Annotated in this window: 22 protein-coding genes; 11 read left to right on the top strand and 11 right to left on the bottom strand. The window is 56.9% G+C overall.

Going from position 1 to position 20,376, the window contains the following annotated elements; all coding sequences use genetic code 11:
* Nucleotides 1-251 precede the first annotated feature (251 nt).
* The 3 genes from AC2FFA_RS19920 to AC2FFA_RS19910 all read right to left on the bottom strand — a co-directional run bounded on the left by AC2FFA_RS19920 (nucleotide 252) and on the right by AC2FFA_RS19910 (nucleotide 2,341).
* Nucleotides 252-860, bottom strand: a complete 609-nt coding sequence (locus AC2FFA_RS19920; protein WP_496852966.1) for a class I SAM-dependent DNA methyltransferase — start codon at nucleotides 858-860, stop codon at nucleotides 252-254.
* Between the two features lie 248 nt (nucleotides 861-1,108).
* A complete protein-coding gene (locus AC2FFA_RS19915) occupies nucleotides 1,109-1,645 on the bottom strand; it encodes a hypothetical protein (RefSeq protein WP_496852964.1) in 537 nt (178 codons plus the stop codon).
* A gap of 177 nt (nucleotides 1,646-1,822) precedes the next feature.
* Nucleotides 1,823-2,341 (bottom strand): hypothetical protein, encoded by a 519-nt coding sequence (locus tag AC2FFA_RS19910; RefSeq protein ID WP_496852963.1) that lies wholly within the window; start codon nucleotides 2,339-2,341, stop codon nucleotides 1,823-1,825.
* Nucleotides 2,342-2,436: 95 nt separating this feature from the next.
* On the opposite strand from AC2FFA_RS19910, the gene AC2FFA_RS19905 reads away from it, so the two are divergent.
* From AC2FFA_RS19905 to nhaA, 4 genes are all read left to right on the top strand, one after another.
* Nucleotides 2,437-5,328 (top strand): Tn3 family transposase, encoded by a 2,892-nt coding sequence (locus AC2FFA_RS19905; protein ID WP_496852961.1) that lies wholly within the window; start codon nucleotides 2,437-2,439, stop codon nucleotides 5,326-5,328.
* A 130-nt stretch (nucleotides 5,329-5,458) separates the two neighbouring features.
* The gene (locus tag AC2FFA_RS19900) at nucleotides 5,459-6,010 is read left to right on the top strand and encodes a recombinase family protein (RefSeq protein ID WP_496852959.1); all 552 of its coding nucleotides are present in this window, start codon (nucleotides 5,459-5,461) and stop codon (nucleotides 6,008-6,010) included.
* Nucleotides 6,011-6,070: 60 nt separating this feature from the next.
* The gene (locus AC2FFA_RS19895) at nucleotides 6,071-6,427 is read left to right on the top strand and encodes a class I SAM-dependent methyltransferase (RefSeq protein WP_496852957.1); all 357 of its coding nucleotides are present in this window, start codon (nucleotides 6,071-6,073) and stop codon (nucleotides 6,425-6,427) included.
* 351 nt (nucleotides 6,428-6,778) lie between these two features.
* Nucleotides 6,779-8,134 (top strand): Na+/H+ antiporter NhaA, encoded by a 1,356-nt coding sequence (nhaA, locus tag AC2FFA_RS19890; protein WP_496852955.1) that lies wholly within the window; start codon nucleotides 6,779-6,781, stop codon nucleotides 8,132-8,134.
* Here the strand turns inward: nhaA and AC2FFA_RS19885 are convergent.
* The 3 genes from AC2FFA_RS19885 to AC2FFA_RS19875 form a co-directional block, all read right to left on the bottom strand.
* Nucleotides 8,131-9,930, bottom strand: coding sequence for an SLC13 family permease (locus AC2FFA_RS19885; protein WP_496852953.1), 1,800 nt, complete (start codon nucleotides 9,928-9,930; stop codon nucleotides 8,131-8,133). The two genes, nhaA and AC2FFA_RS19885, sit on opposite strands and share 4 nt — an antisense overlap.
* Nucleotides 9,931-10,151: 221 nt before the next feature.
* Nucleotides 10,152-11,117: a fatty acid desaturase gene (locus tag AC2FFA_RS19880; RefSeq protein ID WP_037321711.1), complete on the bottom strand. Its 966-nt coding sequence runs from the start codon at nucleotides 11,115-11,117 to the stop codon at nucleotides 10,152-10,154.
* 273 nt (nucleotides 11,118-11,390) lie between these two features.
* Entirely contained in the window at nucleotides 11,391-11,633 is a 243-nt protein-coding gene (locus AC2FFA_RS19875; protein ID WP_496809062.1) for a hypothetical protein, read from the bottom strand.
* Between the two features lie 154 nt (nucleotides 11,634-11,787).
* Here AC2FFA_RS19875 and AC2FFA_RS19870 point away from each other — a divergent pair, with 154 nt between their 5' ends.
* A complete protein-coding gene (locus tag AC2FFA_RS19870) occupies nucleotides 11,788-12,522 on the top strand; it encodes a Crp/Fnr family transcriptional regulator (RefSeq protein WP_299900794.1) in 735 nt (244 codons plus the stop codon).
* A 58-nt stretch (nucleotides 12,523-12,580) separates the two neighbouring features.
* On the opposite strand, the gene AC2FFA_RS19865 is transcribed toward AC2FFA_RS19870, so the two are convergent.
* From AC2FFA_RS19865 to AC2FFA_RS19855, 3 genes are all read right to left on the bottom strand, one after another.
* Nucleotides 12,581-12,769, bottom strand: coding sequence for a hypothetical protein (locus AC2FFA_RS19865; protein WP_496809060.1), 189 nt, complete (start codon nucleotides 12,767-12,769; stop codon nucleotides 12,581-12,583).
* Between the two features lie 324 nt (nucleotides 12,770-13,093).
* Nucleotides 13,094-13,492 carry a hypothetical protein gene (locus AC2FFA_RS19860; RefSeq protein WP_496852950.1) on the bottom strand — a complete coding sequence of 133 codons (399 nt, stop codon included), beginning with the start codon at nucleotides 13,490-13,492 and terminating at the stop codon, nucleotides 13,094-13,096.
* A complete protein-coding gene (locus AC2FFA_RS19855) occupies nucleotides 13,489-13,908 on the bottom strand; it encodes a hypothetical protein (protein ID WP_496852948.1) in 420 nt (139 codons plus the stop codon). The genes AC2FFA_RS19860 and AC2FFA_RS19855 overlap by 4 nt, the downstream gene beginning before the upstream one ends.
* Before the next feature lie 350 nt (nucleotides 13,909-14,258).
* On the opposite strand from AC2FFA_RS19855, the gene AC2FFA_RS19850 reads away from it, so the two are divergent.
* The 6 genes from AC2FFA_RS19850 (at nucleotide 14,259) to hflC (ending at nucleotide 18,084) form a co-directional block, all read left to right on the top strand.
* A complete protein-coding gene (locus AC2FFA_RS19850) occupies nucleotides 14,259-14,525 on the top strand; it encodes a hypothetical protein (RefSeq protein ID WP_010442281.1) in 267 nt (88 codons plus the stop codon).
* 38 nt (nucleotides 14,526-14,563) lie between these two features.
* A complete protein-coding gene (locus AC2FFA_RS19845; RefSeq protein ID WP_010442282.1) occupies nucleotides 14,564-14,950 on the top strand; it encodes a hypothetical protein in 387 nt (128 codons plus the stop codon).
* Between the two features lie 8 nt (nucleotides 14,951-14,958).
* A complete protein-coding gene (locus AC2FFA_RS19840) occupies nucleotides 14,959-15,417 on the top strand; it encodes a hypothetical protein (RefSeq protein ID WP_120981224.1) in 459 nt (152 codons plus the stop codon).
* A 16-nt stretch (nucleotides 15,418-15,433) separates the two neighbouring features.
* Complete coding sequence (locus AC2FFA_RS19835; protein WP_481669115.1) at nucleotides 15,434-15,925, top strand: BTB/POZ domain-containing protein; 492 nt, start codon at nucleotides 15,434-15,436, stop codon at nucleotides 15,923-15,925.
* A 75-nt stretch (nucleotides 15,926-16,000) separates the two neighbouring features.
* Entirely contained in the window at nucleotides 16,001-17,068 is a 1,068-nt protein-coding gene (gene hflK / locus AC2FFA_RS19830) for an FtsH protease activity modulator HflK (protein ID WP_496852946.1), read from the top strand.
* The gene (gene hflC, locus AC2FFA_RS19825) at nucleotides 17,065-18,084 is read left to right on the top strand and encodes a protease modulator HflC (RefSeq protein ID WP_010442286.1); all 1,020 of its coding nucleotides are present in this window, start codon (nucleotides 17,065-17,067) and stop codon (nucleotides 18,082-18,084) included. The genes hflK and hflC overlap by 4 nt, the downstream gene beginning before the upstream one ends.
* Before the next feature lie 248 nt (nucleotides 18,085-18,332).
* On the opposite strand, the gene AC2FFA_RS19820 is transcribed toward hflC, so the two are convergent.
* Together AC2FFA_RS19820 and AC2FFA_RS19815 are read right to left on the bottom strand one after the other, a co-directional pair.
* Complete coding sequence (locus AC2FFA_RS19820; RefSeq protein WP_496852944.1) at nucleotides 18,333-19,592, bottom strand: ParB/RepB/Spo0J family partition protein; 1,260 nt, start codon at nucleotides 19,590-19,592, stop codon at nucleotides 18,333-18,335.
* A 220-nt stretch (nucleotides 19,593-19,812) separates the two neighbouring features.
* Nucleotides 19,813-20,217, bottom strand: coding sequence for a DUF3768 domain-containing protein (locus AC2FFA_RS19815; protein WP_496852942.1), 405 nt, complete (start codon nucleotides 20,215-20,217; stop codon nucleotides 19,813-19,815).
* Between the last annotated feature and the right edge of the window lie 159 nt (nucleotides 20,218-20,376).

The raw sequence follows: 20,376 nt of genomic DNA, 5'->3' as shown, positions 1-20,376 counted from the left end.
TCCGCGCTTGCGCGGACCAGGTAATCAGCCGGACTCAATTTGAACCGGCAATATAAGACCAAATAACTGCCGCCACCACTCAGACATGAGCTTCGCTGCCAGAAGCAGGATTGCCAGATCCAGGCTCATCGGTCGAACTGGAGCACGGAGCTTTCAAGGAAAGGGTACCTGTTCATCCGAAAGTCTTGAACGCACTTGAGCAATATTAATGGTCGGTTTAGCGGACGCACTGGATGCTCCAGCATCCACACTCAAATTCGTTCCGGATTGCGAATACCCGCTCCCATCAAAACGGGCATAGTCCGCGCATCCGAATTGATTTCGAATACTTGTTCGACCCGAATTGAACCAAGCCGTGCCGCCTCAAGCGCAGTTTTCATTTGATGGGTCGTCAATCCAAAGCCGTCATCATCTGACGCCTGCCAATCCCACTGCACGAACTGTCCACCTTTGTTGAGCAGACCCGCCAGCACTGCCACGGCTCCACTGTAGTCTGGGAGAAAAGCACAAACGGAAGAGGCGCAAATCAAATCGAAACCTGAAAACCCGGCCTCCAAGTCCCGAACATCTCCAGCCAGCATATCTCCGTGAACGGCCCTAACATTGGACAGGTTCTTTGCCTTCAGGATCGCAATCATATTTTCCGAGGTATCAACCGCGACAACTTCCGCCACGTGCGGTGCGATTTTCTCCGCCAGCAATCCGGTGCCACATCCAAAGTCGAGCACACACTTTGAGCGCCAATTCTCCCCACGAAGATCCAGATGCGCGTCAAGCGACGCAAAAGCGCAACCGGCGTAATATCTGACGTCGTCATGGTCGTCCCAATCATCGGCGTAGTCGTTCCAGTCGTCCGTCATATCGCTTGCGTTTCCTTATGGATTTGGGTCGGCTCAAACACATTTGCGCTGAGGCAGATGCGCCAATGGGAACGCGCGACATTGGCGACGATCGCAACAACAGTCAATACGGGTTTGAGACGACCTTTGGAGGAAAATGAGGCGGCCTCGGCAAGCCTCTGCTAACAGCCCTGCACGCAAGAAAAGGCCCACCGAATTTGGCCAGCACTATCAAACCACGGAGAAAGTCTTGAGGTATTGAAACCAGGCTAGCGCTTGCGCACGCGATCGACAACACCGTCGGCTGTGATCGTGGCAATCCGATCCTCGGTGCGCCTTGTCATTTCCACACCGTCGCCCGTCATATGCGCCTCAGCAAACTCGGTGAACTTGAAGATGCTACCATCGGCTTCAACATGGGTTTCATCTTCCGCCGAGCGGCGTTTCACCGAACCGTCATGCCGGATTTCAATGATCGTGTTATCGGCCATCCGGACCGTCACGGAATGCTCATCCATCGCAACACCCTGCCACCACATGTCTGCATCGCGACGCACAACAATACGGTTTGGATGCAGCTTGATCTGCACGTCCTGTGCCGCCTCCTGATCAGCAGCTTTGACAACAACAATCGCTTCCTGAGCGCTCGGGTCACCATGGATCGAGGCGCTCCCGTTCTTTGGCGGCCAGAGCTTTGGCTGTTCGCGCGGCTTGCCCTTCTGATCCGTGTGAAACCCGACAAACATCTGCGCAGATTTCCAAACGCGGCGGGCCGCTTTCTCAAGCTTGTTCGATGAGGTGTCCATGGGTCTTTCCAAATCCGTTCTGATCAAGTGATCGCTTTAGAAAATGAGCCGGGTGACCGGCCTTTGAAAGCTATGCTCGACGGGGTGTTCGCGCAATGCCACTTTGAGTTTTCATCATTGAGGCTGACACAGCCAGAGATTGATAGGCAGGGCGCAACGCGCCCTGCCCTGTTGGGTTCAGAAGCAATCGGGCACCCACGCATCGATCCGGGCTTTCTGTGCCTCGGTCACACCCAGTGCCGCCTGATGCTCACTGTCGTTGAACAACTTGTGCATCGCTTCGTTCTTCGCACCTTTCTTGGATTTCGCGAAGGCCTTGAACATGTCGGTGTCGACATGCAGGTCCAGAAGGTCTTTGTAGAGATCATCCAGCTGCCAGCCTTTCAGACGCTTGAAGCAATTCTCCGCAGACGGAGTCCAGACCGCGCGCATGTCGGCACCAATCTCAGCCTCGATCTCCGCCATAAACTCCGGGCGTTGGGTCAGGAACCTTCGGGTCAGAAAGGCTGTGATCTCACCATTACGGGTCTTCTTGCCCAGTTCGCGAAACGCTTTGAACGCATCCACGCTGCCATTTGCGGCCATCCCGTGGAAATGGCCAAAGGTTGCCTCAGCAGCCGCGTCCCGTTCCCCACCAAGGCGCGGGTCGAGGATGAACAAATCGTCGATCTCGGCCCAACTGGACCGAGCGTGCATATTTGGGCGTTATGAAGAACAATAGCGGAACGCCGTCCGGCTTGACGAGATCTTGATCCTTACCCAATTTGCCCTTTCGTTTGGAGGGTATTGTATTGGAACGAGAATTTCTGGCTGTCTGGAGTCTGTCTTACGCTGATCTTGAGTTTATAAACAGCTATCGGCACGCAATGCGGATTGGGTTGGCTGCCCAGTTAGCGCACTTTCGGCGCTTCGGGTATTTCCCAAAGCGACTGAAGGATCTTCCATCGGAATCATTGGATTATCTCGCTGAACAGCTTGGTGAGGATGTCGCGCATGTGTCGAACTATGACATCGGTAGTGACACGGCGCGCCGCCACCGGTTGGAGATTCTACGCTTCCTCGGCATTCGCCGCGCCAATGACCGGGATCGAGCCAAACTGCGCGAAGCACTTGCATCGCAGGTTTCGACTTTGGGGCCCTCCACGGAAGATCTCGTTCAATTCGGCTATCAATGGGCCTTGGGCCAATCAGTGTTCATTCCATCCCGGAAGATCATGGAACGCTTGGTGCGTTCCGCGCAGTATAGTTTTCAGGAAGAACTTCTGGAGCATGCATCCAGCCGGTTGTCATTGCAAACCATTGCAGCACTGGAAGCCAGCTTAGCCAACCCACGCGGCGATCATGGCTTTCAAAGCCTAAAAGACGATGTTGGCGCAGCCACGCTGGACAATGTACTCGACGCAGCTGACCGGCTGGCCTTTATTCATGCTCTTGATCTGCCGTTCGATTTGGTCAACGAGGTTGATCCCACATGGATCAGGATATTGACCCGCCGGGTTGAGGGGGAAACAGCCTCAGAGATGCGGCGGCATAGCCGGGAAAAGCGCCTGGGATTGTTGGCGATCTATCTGATGTCGCGCAGATCGCAGCTGATTGATGGTCTTGTAGACCTGCTCATCGACGTTGTTCATCGCATCGGCACACGCTCCAAACGGAAGGTGATCAGCAAAATTGCCGCTGACATCGATAAGGTTCACGGCAAGGAACGGTTACTGGTGGACATTGCGACGGCGGCGATGATGGCCCCGAACGGCAAAGTCTCGGATGTGATCTTTCCAATCGCGGGCGCGGCCAAGCTGAAAGCCATCATTGATGAACACAGGGCCAAGGGAACACTGAATGTTCGGATTCAGACTGTAATGCGGGGTTCCTATGCCAGCCACTATCGTCGAATGCTGCCGTCCTTGTTGTCTGTCTTACAATTCCGCTCGAATAATGAGACGTGGCGACCGATCCTGGATGCGTTGGTTCTGATAATCCGCCTGAATGAGGAAGGACGGCGTTACGCCCCGGCTGCGCTGGCACCCGAGGGCTCAATTCCGCGTAAATGGCAGGAAACCGTGATCGACACACGCGGGCGGCTGAATGTTATTTCTTATGAACTCTGTGTCCTGACCCAGTTGCGGGATCGTATCAGGTCAAAAGAGATCTGGGTCGAAGGGGCTGATCGTTATCGCAACCCGGACGATGATCTGCCGAAGGATTTTCCTGAGAAGCGCGACGTATACTATGCTGGCCTGAAGCTCACCCAGGATGCACGGGAATTTTCGCGATCTGTTCGGGAGCAGTTGGAGTATGAGTTATGTCAACTGAACAGCTCGCTGCCCAATAGTGACAAGGTGCGGCTGCGCTGGTCTGGTGACAACTGCATTAGCATTACACCTTTCACCCCGGCACCAGAGCCAAAAGGGTTGATCGGCCTTAAATCAGAGATTGGTCGGCGGTGGCCGATGACCGGACTGCTGGATACGCTGAAAGAGACAGCGCTGGAGACAGGCTTTCTGGGAGCATTCGAAACGTCAGCCAGCCGGGAAGCACTGCCGCGTGATATCCGGGATCAACGCCTGCTGCTTTGCCTCTACGGCCTGGGCACCAATGCCGGTTTGAAACGTGTAGCTGCTGGCACGCCTGAAATCAGCTATGATGAGTTGCTGCATATCCGACGCCGCTATGTCGATCCTGCTTCTCTTCGGGCAGCGGCGGTCAAGGTTGCAGATGCCACGTTGGCGGTGCGCAATCCGTCAGTTTGGGGCAATGCGGGAACCGCCTGCGCGGCAGATTCCACCAAGTTCGGAGCCTGGGATCGCAACCTGATGACCGAATGGCATGCCCGCTATGGCGGGCGCGGTGTCATGATCTATTGGCATGTCGAACGGCAGGCGACCTGTATTTATTCCCAGCTGAAACGCTGCTCATCATCTGAAGTGGCTGCGATGATCGAAGGGGTTCTGCGTCATTGCACCGACATGGAGATCCAGCGCCAGTATGTTGATAGCCACGGCCAAAGTGCCATCGGCTTCGCCTTCTGTCATCTTCTTGGATTCGAATTGGCCCCACGTCTGAAGGCCATCGCCCGACAAAAGCTGGCCTTACCGAATTCCGCAATGCGGGGACAACTGCCCAACCTGCTACCGATCCTGTCCGGCACTGTTGACTGGGCCGAGATCGAAAGACAGTACGATGAAATGGTCAAATACGCTTCGGCCATGCAGCATGGCACGGCCGATCCGGAAGCCATCCTGCGTCGCTTTGCACGCGCCGATGTGATGCATCCAACATACAAGGCACTCGCTGAACTGGGGCGGGCGATCAAGACTATCTTTCTGTGCAGGTATCTACGATCCGAAGATTTCCGCCGCGAGATTCATGAAGGACTGAATGTAGTGGAGAACTGGAACAGCGCCAATGGCTTCGTGTTCTTTGGCAAAGGCGGCGAGATTTCCAGCAACCGGATTGCCGATCAGGAAATCTCCGCCCATGCCTTGCATCTGCTTCAGGCATCCCTTGTCTATGTGAACACACGCATGGTGCAATCCGTGTTGTCGGAACCAGGATGGGCAACTCGCCTGTCCGAGCGGGATTACCACGGCCTCACTCCATTGATCTATTCCCACATCAATCCGTATGGTCGGTTCGATGTCGATTTGGAAAAGCGGATCGACTTTGGGGCAATGGCCGCGTGATCTGTGCGTCACAAAAGGGTACACCCGCAGGAGACAGGGTGATGTGGCACGCCAAGATGTCACAAATGAGTAGTCAACAGCATATTGTTACATTATCAGAATGGGAACCACCCTAATGTGACAGTTTGCTATGCCCAAGATTGGATATGCCCGCGTCAGCTCATCAAGCCAGGATCTTGATATCCAGAAAGCCACGCTGAGAGCAGCAGGCTGTCAGATCGTCCGATCCGAAACAGTCTCTGGTGCTTCCCGTGATGACCGTTCTGAATTGGCTACAGTGATGGAATTTCTGCGCGAAGGGGATGAGCTGGTTGTTCATCGCCTAGATCGCCTCGGTCGTTCCACGCGTGACGTGCTGAACTTGGTATATGAGTTGGACGCCAAGGGCGCATCACTTCGTGTTCTTGAACCGCACGTAACCACCGCCGGAGATATGGGTCGCATGGTCATCACCGTTCTCGGTATGGTCGCCGATATGGAGCTGAAGTTTATCCGCGACCGTCAGCGTGCTGGGATCGACACCGCCAAAGGTAAGGGTGTCTACAAGGGGCGGCGGAAATCCGTAGATGATGAGGAAATCCTGCGATTGGCGAGCGAGGGCACCGCAAAAGCCCAGATCGCGCGTGAACTAGGGATTTCAAGAATGACCGTATACCGGGCGCTTGCTGATACAGACGTCTGAACCAGCCCTTCGTGTTTCGCGCGGCGGAAGTCTTCGGATCGAAGATACCGGCCAAGGAAGATGGATTTGACGCAAGAGTTATACGATGCGGCAAACGAGATTTCGGAAGGGGTCAACTTGAGCGACAAAACCGTGTTCCTTCAGGGTGATTCAACAAACCTTTCTTTTCCCGACAACCATTTCGATGGTGCGGTTCCAGTTCACGTCGCTATGAACGTCCCGGAAAAGGCTACGGTCTATGCCGAGGCGCGACGTTTTCTCAAACCCGGCGCAAGGTTTAGAATTTATGACATTTTGCAGGGAGAAGGCGGTGAGTTTTGTATCCGGCACCTTAGGCTTCAGAACCTTCGATCAGTCATCTCGCGACACCCGAGGAAATGTCCACGCATCTATTGGCCGCTGGTTTCAAAATTCTGAGTGAAGCGGACTCAACTTTGGAAAGTCACATCTGGCTCAAGGAAAGAGCCGAAGCACCGAAGCCTGACAAACGACTTCTGGTGACGATCCAGCTATTGTTCGGAGCCGGTCCCCGGGGAAATGACAAAGAACCAACTCCGGGGCTTCATGAATGCCGGATGCTAACCTGTTCCTTAATTTGTGAAGCCTAATCAACCGTTTCCGCATTGTCCGTTTCTCAGAAACTGAAAAACCTGCTGGTGAATATCCTGCGTGGATGGCTCCTGCATAGCCAGACATTGATCCACGTGGTCATTGCGTCCACGCTTCAATGGCGTAGTCTCTTTTCACCCGAATTGGCGTAGTTGTCCCATGATAGACAATCATCAAAGCCTGCCCCAAGAGTCCGCCGATAGAATAACAAAACCCTTCGCACGCTTCCTAGAGATCCAAGCGGCCGCGAGTGGGCTCCTGTTCCTGGCTGTTCTGCTGGCTTTGGCGCTGGCAAACTCGCCTTGGCAAGAAGGCTTCCTGGGCTTCTGGAAGACCCCTGTTGGCCTGACATTCGGTTCGTTCGATTTCACCCGCTCGCTGCGACACTGGATCAACGACGGGCTGATGACCCTCTTCTTTTTCGTGCTTTCTCTGGAGCTCAAGCGCGAGATCGTACTGGGCGAATTGCAAAACCCGCGACAGGCCGCCCTGCCGTTCGCGGGCGCTTTGGGTGGCATGGTGGTGCCGGTCGGGCTCTATCATTTGTTGATGTCCGGGCAGCCCGGGGCGCACGGCTGGGGAACCGTGATGGCAACCGATACGGCGTTCGTGATTGGATGCCTGGCGCTTTTCGGAAGGCGGATCCCGTCCACCTTGCGTCTGTTCCTTCTTTCTCTGGCCATTTTTGACGATGTCGGCGCAATTCTCGTCGTCGCCTTCGGTTACGGGGAAGCGTTGAACTGGTCGGCGCTCGGTTTGGGTCTGCTGGGAATTGGTGTCGTCGCAGGCGCCTCGCGCGTCGGGATCAGAAGTGTCCCGGTTTATTTTCTTCTCGGTGCGGCAGTCTGGCTATGCATCGATGCCTCCGGCGTTCATGCGACCATCGCAGGGGTCATTCTGGGCCTTATGACGCCGACGCGCATATGGGTAAGCGATGCCCGGCTGCATGCAATCCTTGGACGCCTACGCGCCGTTCCGGCCGGCGATCGGCAGCAGGGAGATACCGCAACCCGCCATAACCTGCGTCAAGCAAGCAGAGCGGTCACGGAGGCACTCTCGCCAGTCGAACGGCTCGAGACAATGCTGCACCCTTGGGTCGGCTTTGCAATCATGCCGATTTTCGCGCTGGCAAATGCCGGCATCACGGTTCAGGGTGCCGATTTCGAACAACCGGTCTCCTTGGCGATAATTGTCGGTCTGGTGCTAGGAAAACCGATCGGCGTCTTCGGGTTCAGCTGGCTAGCTGTCCGATCAGGCCTGGCAGTGTTAGCGCCGGGCTTGTCGGGGCCGTTAATTCTGGCCGGCTCGTTTCTCACTGGTATCGGTTTCACGATGTCGCTGTTCATAGCGGGCTTGGCCTTCGATCCGGCGACGCTGAACGCCGCAAAGCTTGGAATTCTCTCAGGATCAGCTATTGCCGCAACGGCCGGGATCCTCATGCTGCTCCTGCTGACAATTCACGCAGCGCGCACAAAAAGCGCCACAAGCACCGCAGAACAAGACCGGGTACCCTAGAATGGGAAGAATACCGGGATCACCCCAACCACGGCTGCGCCGACGATAAGATTCATCGGAACGCCGATCCTGAGGAAGTCGGAAAACTTGTAGTTCCCAGCGCCATATACCAATGTGTTGGTCTGATAGCCGACCGGAGTGGCGAAACTTGCACTTGCGCCAAACATCACAGCGACGACGAACGGCTTGGCGTCGACACCGAGTTGTTCCGCAACACCGATCGCGAGAGGTGTAACGACGACGGCTACGGCGTTGTTGGTAACCGCCTCGGTGAGCGCCGAAGACAGTATGTAGATCACAGCGAGCGTGACAATTAGGGGCAACTCTACGAGAGTCGGCACCAATGTCTCCACGATCAGGTTGACTGCTCCTGCATTCTGCATACCGCTGCCGACGATTAGCATGGAAAAGATCAGCACAAGGACGCTGGCGTCGATGGACGCCCAGGCTTCGCCGCTGTCGATGCACCGAAGCACGAGGATGGCAGCGACCGCGACAAGGGCAAGCACGCTGATCTCGGCGAACCCGGCTGCGGCGAGCGCCACAACCGCGAAAAGCGCGAACAGAGCTAGCGGCGCTTTCCCGCGGCGGAAGGCGCGCCCCCCGGCATCCGTGATCGCGGCAAGATCGCCCGCCTCGGTCATTCGGGCAAAGCCTTCAGGCGTTCCTTCCAAAAGCAGTGTATCGGCGGGGCGCAAAAGCGCCGTCGACAGGTCGGGTCCAAGCACTTCCCCATGTCGGTGGGCGCCAAGAACACGCATGCCGTATCGGTGCCCCATGGCAAGCTGGGCAATGCGCACTCCGCGGCTTCGGCGTGAAAGCGTCACGATAGCTTCGGCGACGACTAGCTCCGAGGTGTTTTCGGCCGCTGGCCCTTGGCGCAACCCGACTTCGATCCCTTCAAGTTTCCTGAGGGTGAGCAGTTCTGATGTCGCAACCTTGGCAATGATCCTGTCGCCCGGTTCGAGTATGTGTTCACTCAATCCCTCTCTCTTGACTCCAGAACGCGCACGGATGCCGACGATTTCAACACCTCTTCGGCTGAGGGCGGCGATTTCATGAATCGTTCGACCAATATTCGGGTAGTCCTCTCGCGGGCGTACCTCGGTCAAAAAAGTCGCTTCATCGTCGCCGCCCTGTTCCGCAATATCCTTTCGGTCCGGCAGCAGGACAGGTCCAAGCAGGAGGAGCGCCACACCGCCTGTGGCCGCGGCCACCAGACCGACCGGTGTGATCTCGAAAATTGAAAACGGTTCCAAGCCAGACGCCTGGGAAACGCCGTCCACCAGAAGGTTGGTCGACGTGCCGATCAGAGTACACGTCCCGCCCAGGACGGACATGTAGGATAGCGGAATCAACAGGCGTGTCGCAGCAAAGCCCAGGCTCTGCGCCAAACGAATGGCCACCGGTATGAGGACGATGACGACCGGCGTGTTGTTAATCAGACCCGAGGCGACTAGCGTCGCGATGAGAAACGCCGCTATACCGGCGACCGGGCGCTTGCTCCCTGCGGCGACAACCTTGTTCGCAAGTGCGTCGAGAAGCCCGGTTCGGACCAGCGCGCCGCTGATTACGAACATCGCGGCGATCGTTATGGGTGCAGGGTTCGAAAACGCTGCCAGAACTTCATTCGTGGGGACAAACCCCAAGACGACAAACAGCGCGGCGGCCCCCGCAGCGGTTACGTCCGGTTCGAAGCGCTCGGAAAGAAATGCTGCGAACAGAAGGACGACAACTGCGAGCGCAAGATAGGGTTCGTAGTCGGCGATGAGATCAATCAGTCCGCCCTCCTTCATTCATACCTTTGCCGCTGACGATATGGCGGTCGCAGCATCCACCTTCCTGATTAGAGCGACAACTGAATAATCAGCCCAATTGTCCCGACAATACTGGCTCAGAAAGAAACCCAACTGGCACAGACGTGGCCGTCCGTGGAGCGACAAATGGCCTATTTAGGTGCCCCCAGTTTCCTATCCAACGCACCAATTCACTGACCAGTGGCAATATTTCGCAAGGCTCAGACGGGAAGTGCCCGGGCCTCTGCAAACGATAGCAATCTGCGGCTTTTCTCATCCCAAAGGTGCAGTCGCGCGCAGCGGAAGCTTTCCCAAAGCGTAATGCGTCTGGTCTGCGCCAGGGCGTCGTGATCCTTGACTACGTCGTGCAAACGGTAAAAGGGGATGCGGCTGGCCAGATGATGCACATGGTGGACTCCGATGTTCCCGGTGATCCAGCGCAGGATGCCGGGCAGAGCGTAGTGCGAACTGCCGTGAAGGGACGCGTCCCGGATGTTCCAGTCTTCCTCGTGCCGCCAGCTGGTTTTCTCAAACTGATGCTGCATGTAGAAAAACCACATGCCGGCTATTGCGGCCAGAAGCATCGTCGGCAGGAAGACGAACAGCAGTACTTCCCACCCGCCCAGCAAGACAATCACTGTCAGAGTGAGGCCTATGGCAGCGTTTGTCGCCATCGCACTCAACCAGTAGCGCCAGCCGGACCGCATCAGATGGACGGGCAGCCGGTTGTGCAGAAAGAACGTGTAAAACGGCACCACCCCGAACAGGAAAACCGGATGGCGTAACAGGCGGTAAAGCGTACGGCCGGGCCATCCCTTCCCGCGGTACTCTCTGACTGTCAGCACCGGCAGGTCTCCGATGCCCCGCCGGTCCAGGTTTCCGCTCGTGGCGTGGTGGATCGCGTGGGTCTTGCGCCAGACGTCATAGGGCGTCAGCGTGATAACGCCGATCACGCGACCGATCCAATCGCACAGACGCCGGTCGCGGAACAGGGAACCATGTCCGCAGTCGTGCTGGATTATGAACAGCCGGAGCAGGAAGGCTGCATTCGCCAACGCGAGAGCCAGTGCCAACACGGTGCTGATCGAGAGCACCCACCAGGCAACCGCCCATATTGCCACGAAAGGCACGAGCGTGACCGTCAGTTCGAAAATGCTGCGGGAGGGGATTGGCTGCCGGTACTTCATCAGGGTTCGTGTCCAGTCTGATGCGGTCAGCTGCGCCTCTTCCTGTCTCGGACCGGTTACACCGGAGGGGTATCCCGCGCCGGGTGCCCCACCCGTGACGGGCAAGGGTCCTGGCTGGACCCGCGCTTGCCGCGCGGTCGATGCAGATCCGGCATTCTGCTTGTCAGGTTGGATGCCGCCCGGCATGTCCTGCTGGCCGGGCTGTTGGCCCCGTGCATTATTCAAGTTGGACGAAAACGGCATGGACGATATTTATCTCGCTGAAATTATGTGTCATCCCGGCGGCCTCCGAACGGAGTTCCCGCCAGCAATGATCCGGTTGATGAGAACCGCCACGGCCCGATGCGCCTCTATCTCTCCATCAGTTGCAGCTGCGTTTTCATGCGTCTTTGCAGCATCGCGAAGGATGCCCATGATCTCGCGTTCAGCGAGGAGCTTGTGATCGTTCATCGCCAGCAGCATGGACTCGCAGATTGCGAGGGCCGCCATTCCCGAGAAGTCCTGCTCGCTACGCATTTTATGGCTTCCTTCCAGGTAACGGTTAAAGTAGCGCGCGACCGGGCGGCCTCGCTTATCACAAGCATCTTCGCAGAAAAAAGGCTAAGCTGGGCTAACCGAAAGCAGTCTCTGCACGATTGCGTCTGGAGCTTTTCCGGCTTGAGAGGCCCTGATGACGGATATCTTAGAAAGCCCGCTGACACGGAAGCTGCAAGTCTTCGTCGCCTTGTCTGACGACGAATTGGACGTTTTGAAGCGTTTGCATCTGCGCCGCCGGTCCTTCACGGCGGGGCGTGATCTCGTGCATCAGGGGCAGTCTGATCAGGCCGCTTACATTCTGGCTGCCGGCTGGGTTTGTTCCTACAAGCTTCAGCCGGACGGAACCCGCCAGATTGTGGACTTCCAGATACCAGGGGACTTTCTTGGATTGCGCAGCGTGCTGTTGCGCACCTCCGACCACAGTTTCGAGCCGGTCACGGACATTCAGGCGGTGGAGGTTCTGGCGGACGACCTTCTGGATGCATTCACGAAAACCCCTCGCCTGGCGGCAGCCTTTCTTTGGGCAGCATCACGGGACGAAGCCATGGTGGTCGAGCATCTCGTTGGAGTTGGCCGACGCGCCGCGGATGCGCGCATGGCGCATTTTCTTCTGGAACTGGGGGCAAGGCTGAAGTTGGTCGGAATGGGGAGCAAGGAAGGGTACGCCTGCCCATTGACACAGTATCATCTTGCTGATGCACTCGGCCTAAGCGCTGTCCATGTGAACCGTGTTTTGCGGAAGCTTCGCGAAAGCGGTCTGCTGACCTTTCAGGACGGCCGCGTGACGTTCGACGACTATGACGGATTGGTGGGCTTTTCGGGTTTCGATCTGGCGTATCTGGATCAGACCGACCCACTTTTGAAATGAAGGAGGCCGCCCTTCGCTAAACTTGGGGCGGCCTGATTTTCTTCTAAGACGAGATAAGTCAGCTAATCGCTTTTGCAGCCGCGTCGAGTTCCCTGTTCGTCTCGCCGTAGTTATTCGCCTCGTGCGCTTTCTCGGCAGCCTGGTAGTGTTCCAGCGCCCGATCCTTTCTGGGACCGGCAGGCGCTTTGTCACAAGCTGCTTTGACCGAGGTCATCTTCTCGGTGGCATTGGTTTGTTCAGGTGTCATTAGAATGTCCTTTCCTGGACATTCCGAGAGTAGGAGACGCTGGGCAATGCAGCCCGTTTCAAGAACCGCACGCTTCACGCGCTTCTATTTCGCTCGGAACTGAGTGCCGCCGGAGATTCGGCAGGCACGAATATATGTACTCATCTTCTCCGCTCCGCTGCACTGACGCAGGTTAGCCTGGGACACTCGAAAGTTGTACTGTCCGCTTGGGCATCGGCTGTAGTGGTCAAGTTCTGGTTCTGAATCCAGACCCCAGGGGCCGGTTCACATGTCAATAAGTTCGTTAGAGGTTTCGCCCCAAGGTGAAGATTCACCCTGCTGGAGTCAGGTGGTGGGGGTTTGCTGATGTGACAGCCGCAGCCACCGACCGTTGTCCAGGAAATATGTGGACGCGCAGAGCGCCTCATAGATTGGTGAACCCGACTTTTCAGCGAATACGCGATAGGCGAGCACGGCAATGGCTCCTTGCCTGATTTGGCTGCGGTCTCTCATTTCCACGGTTCGCCAGCCCGTGTTTTTCTTCATATGCTCCGGGATCTGTCCGCCCTGAAGGATGCCTGGCGGATAGGGAAGTATCATCACTGCATTTGTTGCAGTCACCGTGCGAGCGCTGTCCGCGCCGCTGGTCCAGTGCCGCGCCTCCAGATCCCAGAGGATCGCATTGTCCAGACCGGGCGTGCCGCCCTGCCTGCGGTCGCCGTCCTGTGCTTTGCCCAAGGTCATTGGCCCGTTCCCGGAGTGCCAGCGAGTATTAATTGCACAATCAGAAAGAAGATCGTCAGTACCGCCCATATCAATCCAGGAAAATTTGCCGGCCGGTTTTCCACACCAGCAGAATCAGCCCTTAAACGCTTACGTCGTTTGGGAAGAAGACGGGTCAGTTCCCGCGCGAGCGTTCCGCTATCCTGTTTGAGTTCGGGCACGTCACGGAATTGCGACAACAGCATCTCCAGTCGCGAACCAGCGGCCTCTTCCTCCAAAGCGGCAAGCGCGGCTGCCTCTTCCCAAGGTTCGAGTTTTAGCCTTGCAAGGGCCGAAAGTACCGTAACAGCATTGCCTTTCCGGTCTTCACCAACGAAGGCCTGCAAAAAACGATCGAACTCAGGGCTATGCGGGTAAAGAATGCCACCTGCGGGCATCACCGTTTCCTCCTTTTCAATGTTTTCGGATCTTGGGAGCGAACGTGCCGAATGACCGGGGCCTCCTCTGGCAGGATCAAAATGTTTCGGATTGTTTTGATCATACCCGCATCGCCTGGAGCATGCGCTGACGCAGATCAGCCGGTGTCCAAACTTCTGAAGTCAAGCATCAGGGCAGCTCCAGGGTTCGCCAGCGCGGCCCGGGTCCCGGCGGCGCTAACATGGGTCAGCGCGTACCGCCCGGTTCTGGGATATAAGTATGATGACCGTAAAGTTCGGTTGCCACTGTGCAATCGGTATGCTGCAGCCAAGGCAGTGCGGAAGGCACGTATACATCGCGGAGACCGGAGATGGCGCTGCGTTCAATCAGATCCACCGTGACCTTCCCGCGCCCGTTTACCCTATCCGGATATTCGGACGAGCTGCCTGCCGGTGAATACGAAGTATTGGTTGAGGAAGAACTTATCGAGACGCTGAGTTTCCCGGCTTACCGCAGAACAGCGATTTTCCTGACCATAAACGGCAAAGGGCGTTCGCTGGGCCGAACAGAAATGCGGCCAATTACCTGGACCGACCTGGAAACGGCACTTGGCCGCGGCATTCAATATGACACCTGAAGATAGCGAGGCGGCGCTTTGCCGTTGGAGGAACTACAATGAACACTCCCGAATGGCTTAAACCTGGCCTCTACGGCGCCGTCATCGGCGCGGTACTTGTTAGTGTAGCTGGATTTTCTTGGGGCGGCTGGGTAACCGACCGAACCTCGAACGACAGGTCCGTGGCGATGGCCCGCGAACATGTTGTCACCGCATTGGTGCCTGTCTGTCTGGACATGGCCCGATCCGATCCGGAACGGGCTGCCAAGATGGCGGCGATCCGGGCAGCCTCTACCTTCCGGCAGCGAGAGGCCCTCATGGCGGCTGGCTGGGCGACGGTACCAGGCACAGAGACCCCGAACCGGGACATCGCGCACGCCTGCCTTGCAGCCCTTGACGTAAACAAGTCACCGGAGCGTCCGGAAAACACGATCAATGAAGGATGAGCAGCGCCATGTCACCACCTCTGCCTGAAACAACCGATCTTGAACGGCGCGTTCTAGCCCATGAACGGGTTCTCCAGTCGCTTATTGCTTACATGTCCCACACAGAACCGCGTTTCCTTGAGCACCTGAAGAAGCGTTTTGTTGAGCCGATGGCCATGGTGCGGCACGAGCATGACCACCGGAACGCGGATGATTACGCGGAGGAGTTCATTCGCGCCGTGATGGCCCTTGGAGAAACGCAATTGCCAAAGGCGGCGAGCTCCAGGGATCTCAAGAAGCCATTACACCAACCGAAAAAAAGACAAACTTCGGCACACCCCTATTATCCAACCGCGCAAGCTGATCGTGTCCGTGTCAGAGAGAGGAATGGGATCTGGGAGGTCAAGGTGGATGGTGTGTTCCACGGGGACTACCACGACAAGGGCATTGCTCTGGCGGCCGCAGCCTTGGCCCGCTTGTCGCTTTGATGAAAGGACTTCTCCTATGAACGAGCTAGTCAGAAAGTCCATTGCGGTTTTCACCCGGCCCTTCAGTTTGCCTGGCTTCGACGAGACGCTTCCGGCAGGAGAATACGATATTGAAACGGAACTGTCCTCACCGCCCGACCATCTGCACCCTGAAGCCTGGAAAGCATCTGTAGCGGTGAGACTGCATTCCCGGGCATCCCACCCCGGTCTGACGAGAACCTTGGCCGTTTCACTGGCGGACCTCGATGACGCCCTGGCAAAGGACAAGCTGACGGGAAAAGATCTGGCAGAACTTTTCCTGGAAGAGATGCTCGCAGACCCGATGGTTCGGCTGGTGATGGAGGCCGACGGTGTTTCCGAGATGCAGCTTCGGCATCTCTACGCGGGCGGGCGCGCATCCCAGACGGACAAAGAGGCGCCGGATGCGGCTCCAGCAGGTAAGTTGCCACAGGAAAATTCACCAATACAGGCTGCGGAGAACGAAGGAATGCCGACACAGGGGGAATAAGACACGTGGATCCACCCCGCCGACCGCCAGGGTCTGCGCCGGGTGCCGGTTCGCACGAACAAGGGAGAAAACGATATGCCCGACCAGAACGGCGGCCCGGAAGACCGTGGGCCATGGCAAAGCAAACAGAAGAGCAATCCTCCCGAGATTGACGATCTTCTTCGTCAAGGCCGCAACCGCCTGAGCGGATTACTCCCTGAAGGGCGGCCGCCTCTGAGAGGGGTACTGGTTGCAGGAGCGATAGTCTTGGCGGCGGTTGCAGCCTGGTCTTCTTATTACACAGTCCCGAGCGACTCGGTCGCCATTGTCCAGCGTTTTGGCAAATACACTGCTGAGGTTTCGCCTGGCCTGCATTTCAAATTCCCGTTTGGCATCGACGTTGCCACACTGGTGCCCGTGAAACGGCAACTGAAGCAGGAATTCGGATTCACCACGCCGGGCAGGAGTGATCCCTTCCAAAGCCCGTCAGACGGCCGACGTGAAACCGAAATGGTCACGGGAGATCTGAACGCCGCGCTTGTGGAATGGGTGGTGCAATACCGGATCTCGGATCCCCTGAAGTTTCTGTTCGAGGTACGCGAGCCAAGCGCGACTTTGCGCTACGTCTCTGAGTCCGTGATGCGCGAGGTCGTTGGAGACCGCACGGTTGACGAGGTCATCACCATCGGCCGGCAGGAGATTGAGAGCGAGGCACTTTTTAAGATGCAGGCTCTGTCCACGAAATACGCCATGGGCATCAGTATCGACCAGGTGCAGCTGAAGAACATCAACCCGCCGGGGCCTGTTCAGGCGTCATTCAATGAGGTCAACCAGGCACAGCAGGAAAAGGAACGCCTGATCAACGAGGCGCGCCGCGAGTACAACAAAGTCATTCCGCTGGCCGAGGGCGAGAAAGATCAGCGGATTCGAGAGGCTGACGGTTATCGCCTGAAACGCATCAACGAGGCGGAAGGCGACGCTGCTCGGTTCACCGCGCTTTTGGCCGAATACGTCAAGGCGCCTGAGGTCACGAGGCGGCGGATATACATAGAAACCCTCCAGGATGTTCTGCCCACAATCCTGTCAAAAATCATTGTCGAAGGATCGACTGCGAGCATCCTGCCGCTTTTGAACCTCGACAGGCTTCAGGAGGATCCGTCATGAGCATCAGACTGGGTCTCATTGCAGGGATTGCGGCTGCAGTTGGCGTGATTGCCTCCGGTTCCCTCTACACAGTTGGCGAAGTCGAACAGGCCATTATCACCCAATTCGGCAAACCCGTGGGAGAACCAGTTATAACGGCCGGTTTAAAGCTAAAGCTGCCCATCGTTCAGGAAGTCAACCGGATCGACCGCCGGGTTCTTGAGTGGGATGGCAATCCGTCCGACATGCCCACCAAGGACAAGCTCTACATTTCCGTCGATCTTTTCGCCCGCTGGAAAATCACCGACCCATTGCAATATTTCCTGCGGCTGCGCGATGAGCGCAGCGCGCAATCCCGACTAGACGATATTCTCGGCAGCGAAACCCGCAATGCCGTCGCCAAACACGAGTTGATAGAGATTATCCGGACTACGAAAGGCCGGATCCCGCTGCGGGACACGCTTCTAACCGATGAGGAGCGTGCGCAGGACATAGGTTCTCTGGTTCCTATCCAGAAAGGCCGCGCACTTGTGGAACAGGAGATTTTCGCAGCCGCCTCAGAGAAGGTTCGTGTATTTGGGATCGAGCTTCTCGATATCCGTTTCAAGCGGATCAATTACAATGAGAGTGTGCGTCCGAAGATCTATGACCGCATGATCTCCGAGCGTCGCCAGATCGCTGAACGTTTTCTTTCCGAAGGCAATGGCGAAGCCGCACGAATTCGCGGCAACCGGGTTCGCGATCTGAACAAGATACAATCCGAAGCGTATCGCGCCGTCGAGGAAATCCGCGGCGTGGCTGACGCCTCGGCGGCTGCGATCTACGCAAAAGCCTACAACATCGACGCCCAAGCAGCCGAATTCTATGCGTTTACCCGGACAATGCAGGCCTACAAGGACATGATTTCAGGCGGAACGACGCTGGTCCTGACAACCGATAGCGAACTTTTCAGGTTTCTGAGAGGAATGGAGGCCGGAGAGCCGTCTGGGAGTACGTCTCCTCCCCCTCCCGGCCTGACGGCTGCGGCCGAACGCTGATGAATCGGAGGACAAAGAGATGACGGAAGAACCGGTGGATTTAGACGAAACGCGAAGCGCCGAACGCCAGATTGCGACCGACACCCGTTGCCGCAAACGCGGCGTTTGGGAGCAGACGCCATCCACTCCATCCGCGTTTAATAGGTTCAAAGTTTTGGGTTTTCGGCACGTGCATCCGCCGCAAACGCAAAAGTCCAGTTTGTCCGCGTCTTATCGGTTCGCATAGGGCACAACGAATGGCAACTGGTTTACATGTTCACTATTTGTTTTTCATGACGCCCAAATATGCACGCTCGGGTCAGTTGGGCCGAATAGGCAGGTTTTGGTTTCTCTTTGGCCGCGGGCTCATTGACTGGGGCCAGAACACCGGCCTCAATGGCGGCCTGTACATGTTCCGCCGCAACATAGGCAGATGATGTTTTGATCTCACCATCGTTGCCGACATAGATAAACACGCCGGACAGCTTGCGCTGATCGTCAGAATAAAACGGCGCGGCATAGTTCTCGAGCGCTGCAAGTTCCTTTTCGCCTTCCGCATCCAGAGCCTCAGCCTCATGGAGTTCGGCCAGTTCGTCATACCGCTCAGATTGTTCTTCGGAGAACTCCCTGTTCACCATCTCCAGACGGTGCATGCCTTCAGTGCCTGTGAACCCATAGGGAATGTAGCTTTCATCATGGGTGTCCACCCAGTCCCAGCCTTCCGCTTCGCGCAGCTTCGCTGCTTCTGCCGCCAGCTTTTTAGCAAACAGGTGATCAAGTAGCGCGCCTTCATTGAACAAAGTTTCATCGGCAAACAGATCAGCGGTAACCGTGCCGCCCGCCTCAACATAAGCCTCCTGCCCGACAAACACGGCCTTGCGGTTGGTGCTGCTGACGGCCTCCGACGTCAGAGCCTGTTTGACATCATGTTCGCTGAACCAGCGGCACTCCTTGGCCTGTTCCAGCACCACCAGAATTTTCTCGTCCTCACTGCAGACTGTCATGGCCTTGGCCAGCCCCATGCTGATCTCACCAGCTTTGAGCGCGTCCAATACGGCAGCGGGCAGACCGGCCAATGCGAGGCGACGGCGCACATGGGCTTCGGTCACGCCGAATGCGTTGCTGATCTTGGCAACAGACAGGGATTTCGCGGCCATCTTGCCATAGGCGCGGACCTCGTCCACCGGGTCCAGTTCTTCACGCGCGGTATTCTCGGCGTTGGCCCATTGCTCGGCCACAAACGGGTTATCCGTGACTTTGACCGGCACCTGTGCCAGATCGGCACGTTCGGTCACGGCAATGTTCAGAGCTCGCAAGCGGCGACCACCGGCGACGATGGCGACTTTGCCATCCGCATCGCGCAGACCGCTGAGGTTCTGGATCAGGCCGCACATGACCAGACTATCGGCCAGCAGGGCAATGCCCTCCTCGGCGACCTCCTGACGCGGGTTGATGTCTGACAGGTACAGATCGGACAAGGCGACGGTTTCGATGGTTTCCGGTGCGGTGAATGTTTCAACTTTGCTCATGGGGCAAATCCTTGTTTGAGTGTTTTGCTTCGTGTTAAGGGTGCCCTACCCCTTCCGGGGTAGAGCGGGGCCGCTTAGACGGCTGCGTGTTGTTTCAAGAAGGCGCGGGCGATCTTGCCGGATAAGCCGCCCTTCTTGAGATTGCTCCAAGCCAACTGGCGTTGACGCGCGAGGGTGTATGGGTTCATGAACTCACCTCCTTTCTGGTTTGGGATTGGGATCAGTATTCGCTGGGGCACATGATCGTCAGAACGCGACGCGTGACTGCGGGATCAAACGGGCGGTCGGACCCGTATGTGTAATCCGCGTCATAGAGATCGATTTTCCAGAACAGCTTCTGGCCGCTGACCGTCACTGTTCCAAAAGTGTGATCGCCATAAGGGTCATTGTCCTCGTCGAACTGGTCATGTGATGCCACCGCCTTCAAAGCAGCAGTCTGAAGCTCCACGCCTTCGCCTGACACGCCGGGCGTGACAAAAACCTGACCCTGAATGCCCTTGGAGTGCATCTCAATCGCCGCAGTCGGATCGATCAGGGCTTTCCGGAACAGATCATTCTGGGCTGCGATCTCTGCTGCCTGAAGGCTGGTGTCATTTTCGATGTCTTTTGTCGCTTGGGTGTTCAAAACCGTCTCTCCTTTTGTGGTGTGGCCTCCGGGGGTGATCCCCTTTGGTGCTGGTTTTGAGCCGAGCCCTGAAAGGGCGTCGTCTCTAAAACCTGCCCCGTGGCGAACGCGGAGAGGGGCGAGACAGGACAAATCGACAAGAGTGGTGCGGCCCGCAGC

It is taken from the genome of Ruegeria sp. YTSB088, from assembly GCF_059609825.1.
The sequence above is the reverse complement of the archived record's forward strand: the minus strand, read 5'-3'. Positions and strand labels throughout refer to the sequence as shown.

Bases quoted from the DNA above. Each gene is read 5' to 3' on its own strand.
- AC2FFA_RS19880 (WP_037321711.1), bottom strand. From the start codon at position 11,117: ATGAAGTACCGGCAGCCAATCCCCTCCCGCAGCATTTTCGAACTGACG.
- nhaA (WP_496852955.1), top strand. From the start codon at position 6,779: ATGATAGACAATCATCAAAGCCTGCCCCAAGAGTCCGCCGATAGAATA.
- AC2FFA_RS19855 (WP_496852948.1), bottom strand. From the start codon at position 13,908: ATGCCCGCAGGTGGCATTCTTTACCCGCATAGCCCTGAGTTCGATCGT.
- AC2FFA_RS19915 (WP_496852964.1), bottom strand. From the start codon at position 1,645: ATGGACACCTCATCGAACAAGCTTGAGAAAGCGGCCCGCCGCGTTTGG.
- AC2FFA_RS19900 (WP_496852959.1), top strand. From the start codon at position 5,459: ATGCCCAAGATTGGATATGCCCGCGTCAGCTCATCAAGCCAGGATCTT.
- AC2FFA_RS19860 (WP_496852950.1), bottom strand. From the start codon at position 13,492: ATGACCTTGGGCAAAGCACAGGACGGCGACCGCAGGCAGGGCGGCACG.
- AC2FFA_RS19820 (WP_496852944.1), bottom strand. From the start codon at position 19,592: ATGAGCAAAGTTGAAACATTCACCGCACCGGAAACCATCGAAACCGTC.
- AC2FFA_RS19920 (WP_496852966.1), bottom strand. From the start codon at position 860: ATGACGGACGACTGGAACGACTACGCCGATGATTGGGACGACCATGAC.
- AC2FFA_RS19845 (WP_010442282.1), top strand. From the start codon at position 14,564: ATGAACACTCCCGAATGGCTTAAACCTGGCCTCTACGGCGCCGTCATC.
- AC2FFA_RS19895 (WP_496852957.1), top strand. From the start codon at position 6,071: ATGGATTTGACGCAAGAGTTATACGATGCGGCAAACGAGATTTCGGAA.
- AC2FFA_RS19840 (WP_120981224.1), top strand. From the start codon at position 14,959: ATGTCACCACCTCTGCCTGAAACAACCGATCTTGAACGGCGCGTTCTA.
- hflK (WP_496852946.1), top strand. From the start codon at position 16,001: ATGCCCGACCAGAACGGCGGCCCGGAAGACCGTGGGCCATGGCAAAGC.
- AC2FFA_RS19835 (WP_481669115.1), top strand. From the start codon at position 15,434: ATGAACGAGCTAGTCAGAAAGTCCATTGCGGTTTTCACCCGGCCCTTC.
- AC2FFA_RS19870 (WP_299900794.1), top strand. From the start codon at position 11,788: ATGACGGATATCTTAGAAAGCCCGCTGACACGGAAGCTGCAAGTCTTC.
- hflC (WP_010442286.1), top strand. From the start codon at position 17,065: ATGAGCATCAGACTGGGTCTCATTGCAGGGATTGCGGCTGCAGTTGGC.
- AC2FFA_RS19865 (WP_496809060.1), bottom strand. From the start codon at position 12,769: ATGACACCTGAACAAACCAATGCCACCGAGAAGATGACCTCGGTCAAA.
- AC2FFA_RS19910 (WP_496852963.1), bottom strand. From the start codon at position 2,341: ATGCACGCTCGGTCCAGTTGGGCCGAGATCGACGATTTGTTCATCCTC.
- AC2FFA_RS19850 (WP_010442281.1), top strand. From the start codon at position 14,259: ATGGCGCTGCGTTCAATCAGATCCACCGTGACCTTCCCGCGCCCGTTT.
- AC2FFA_RS19875 (WP_496809062.1), bottom strand. From the start codon at position 11,633: ATGCGTAGCGAGCAGGACTTCTCGGGAATGGCGGCCCTCGCAATCTGC.
- AC2FFA_RS19885 (WP_496852953.1), bottom strand. From the start codon at position 9,930: ATGAAGGAGGGCGGACTGATTGATCTCATCGCCGACTACGAACCCTAT.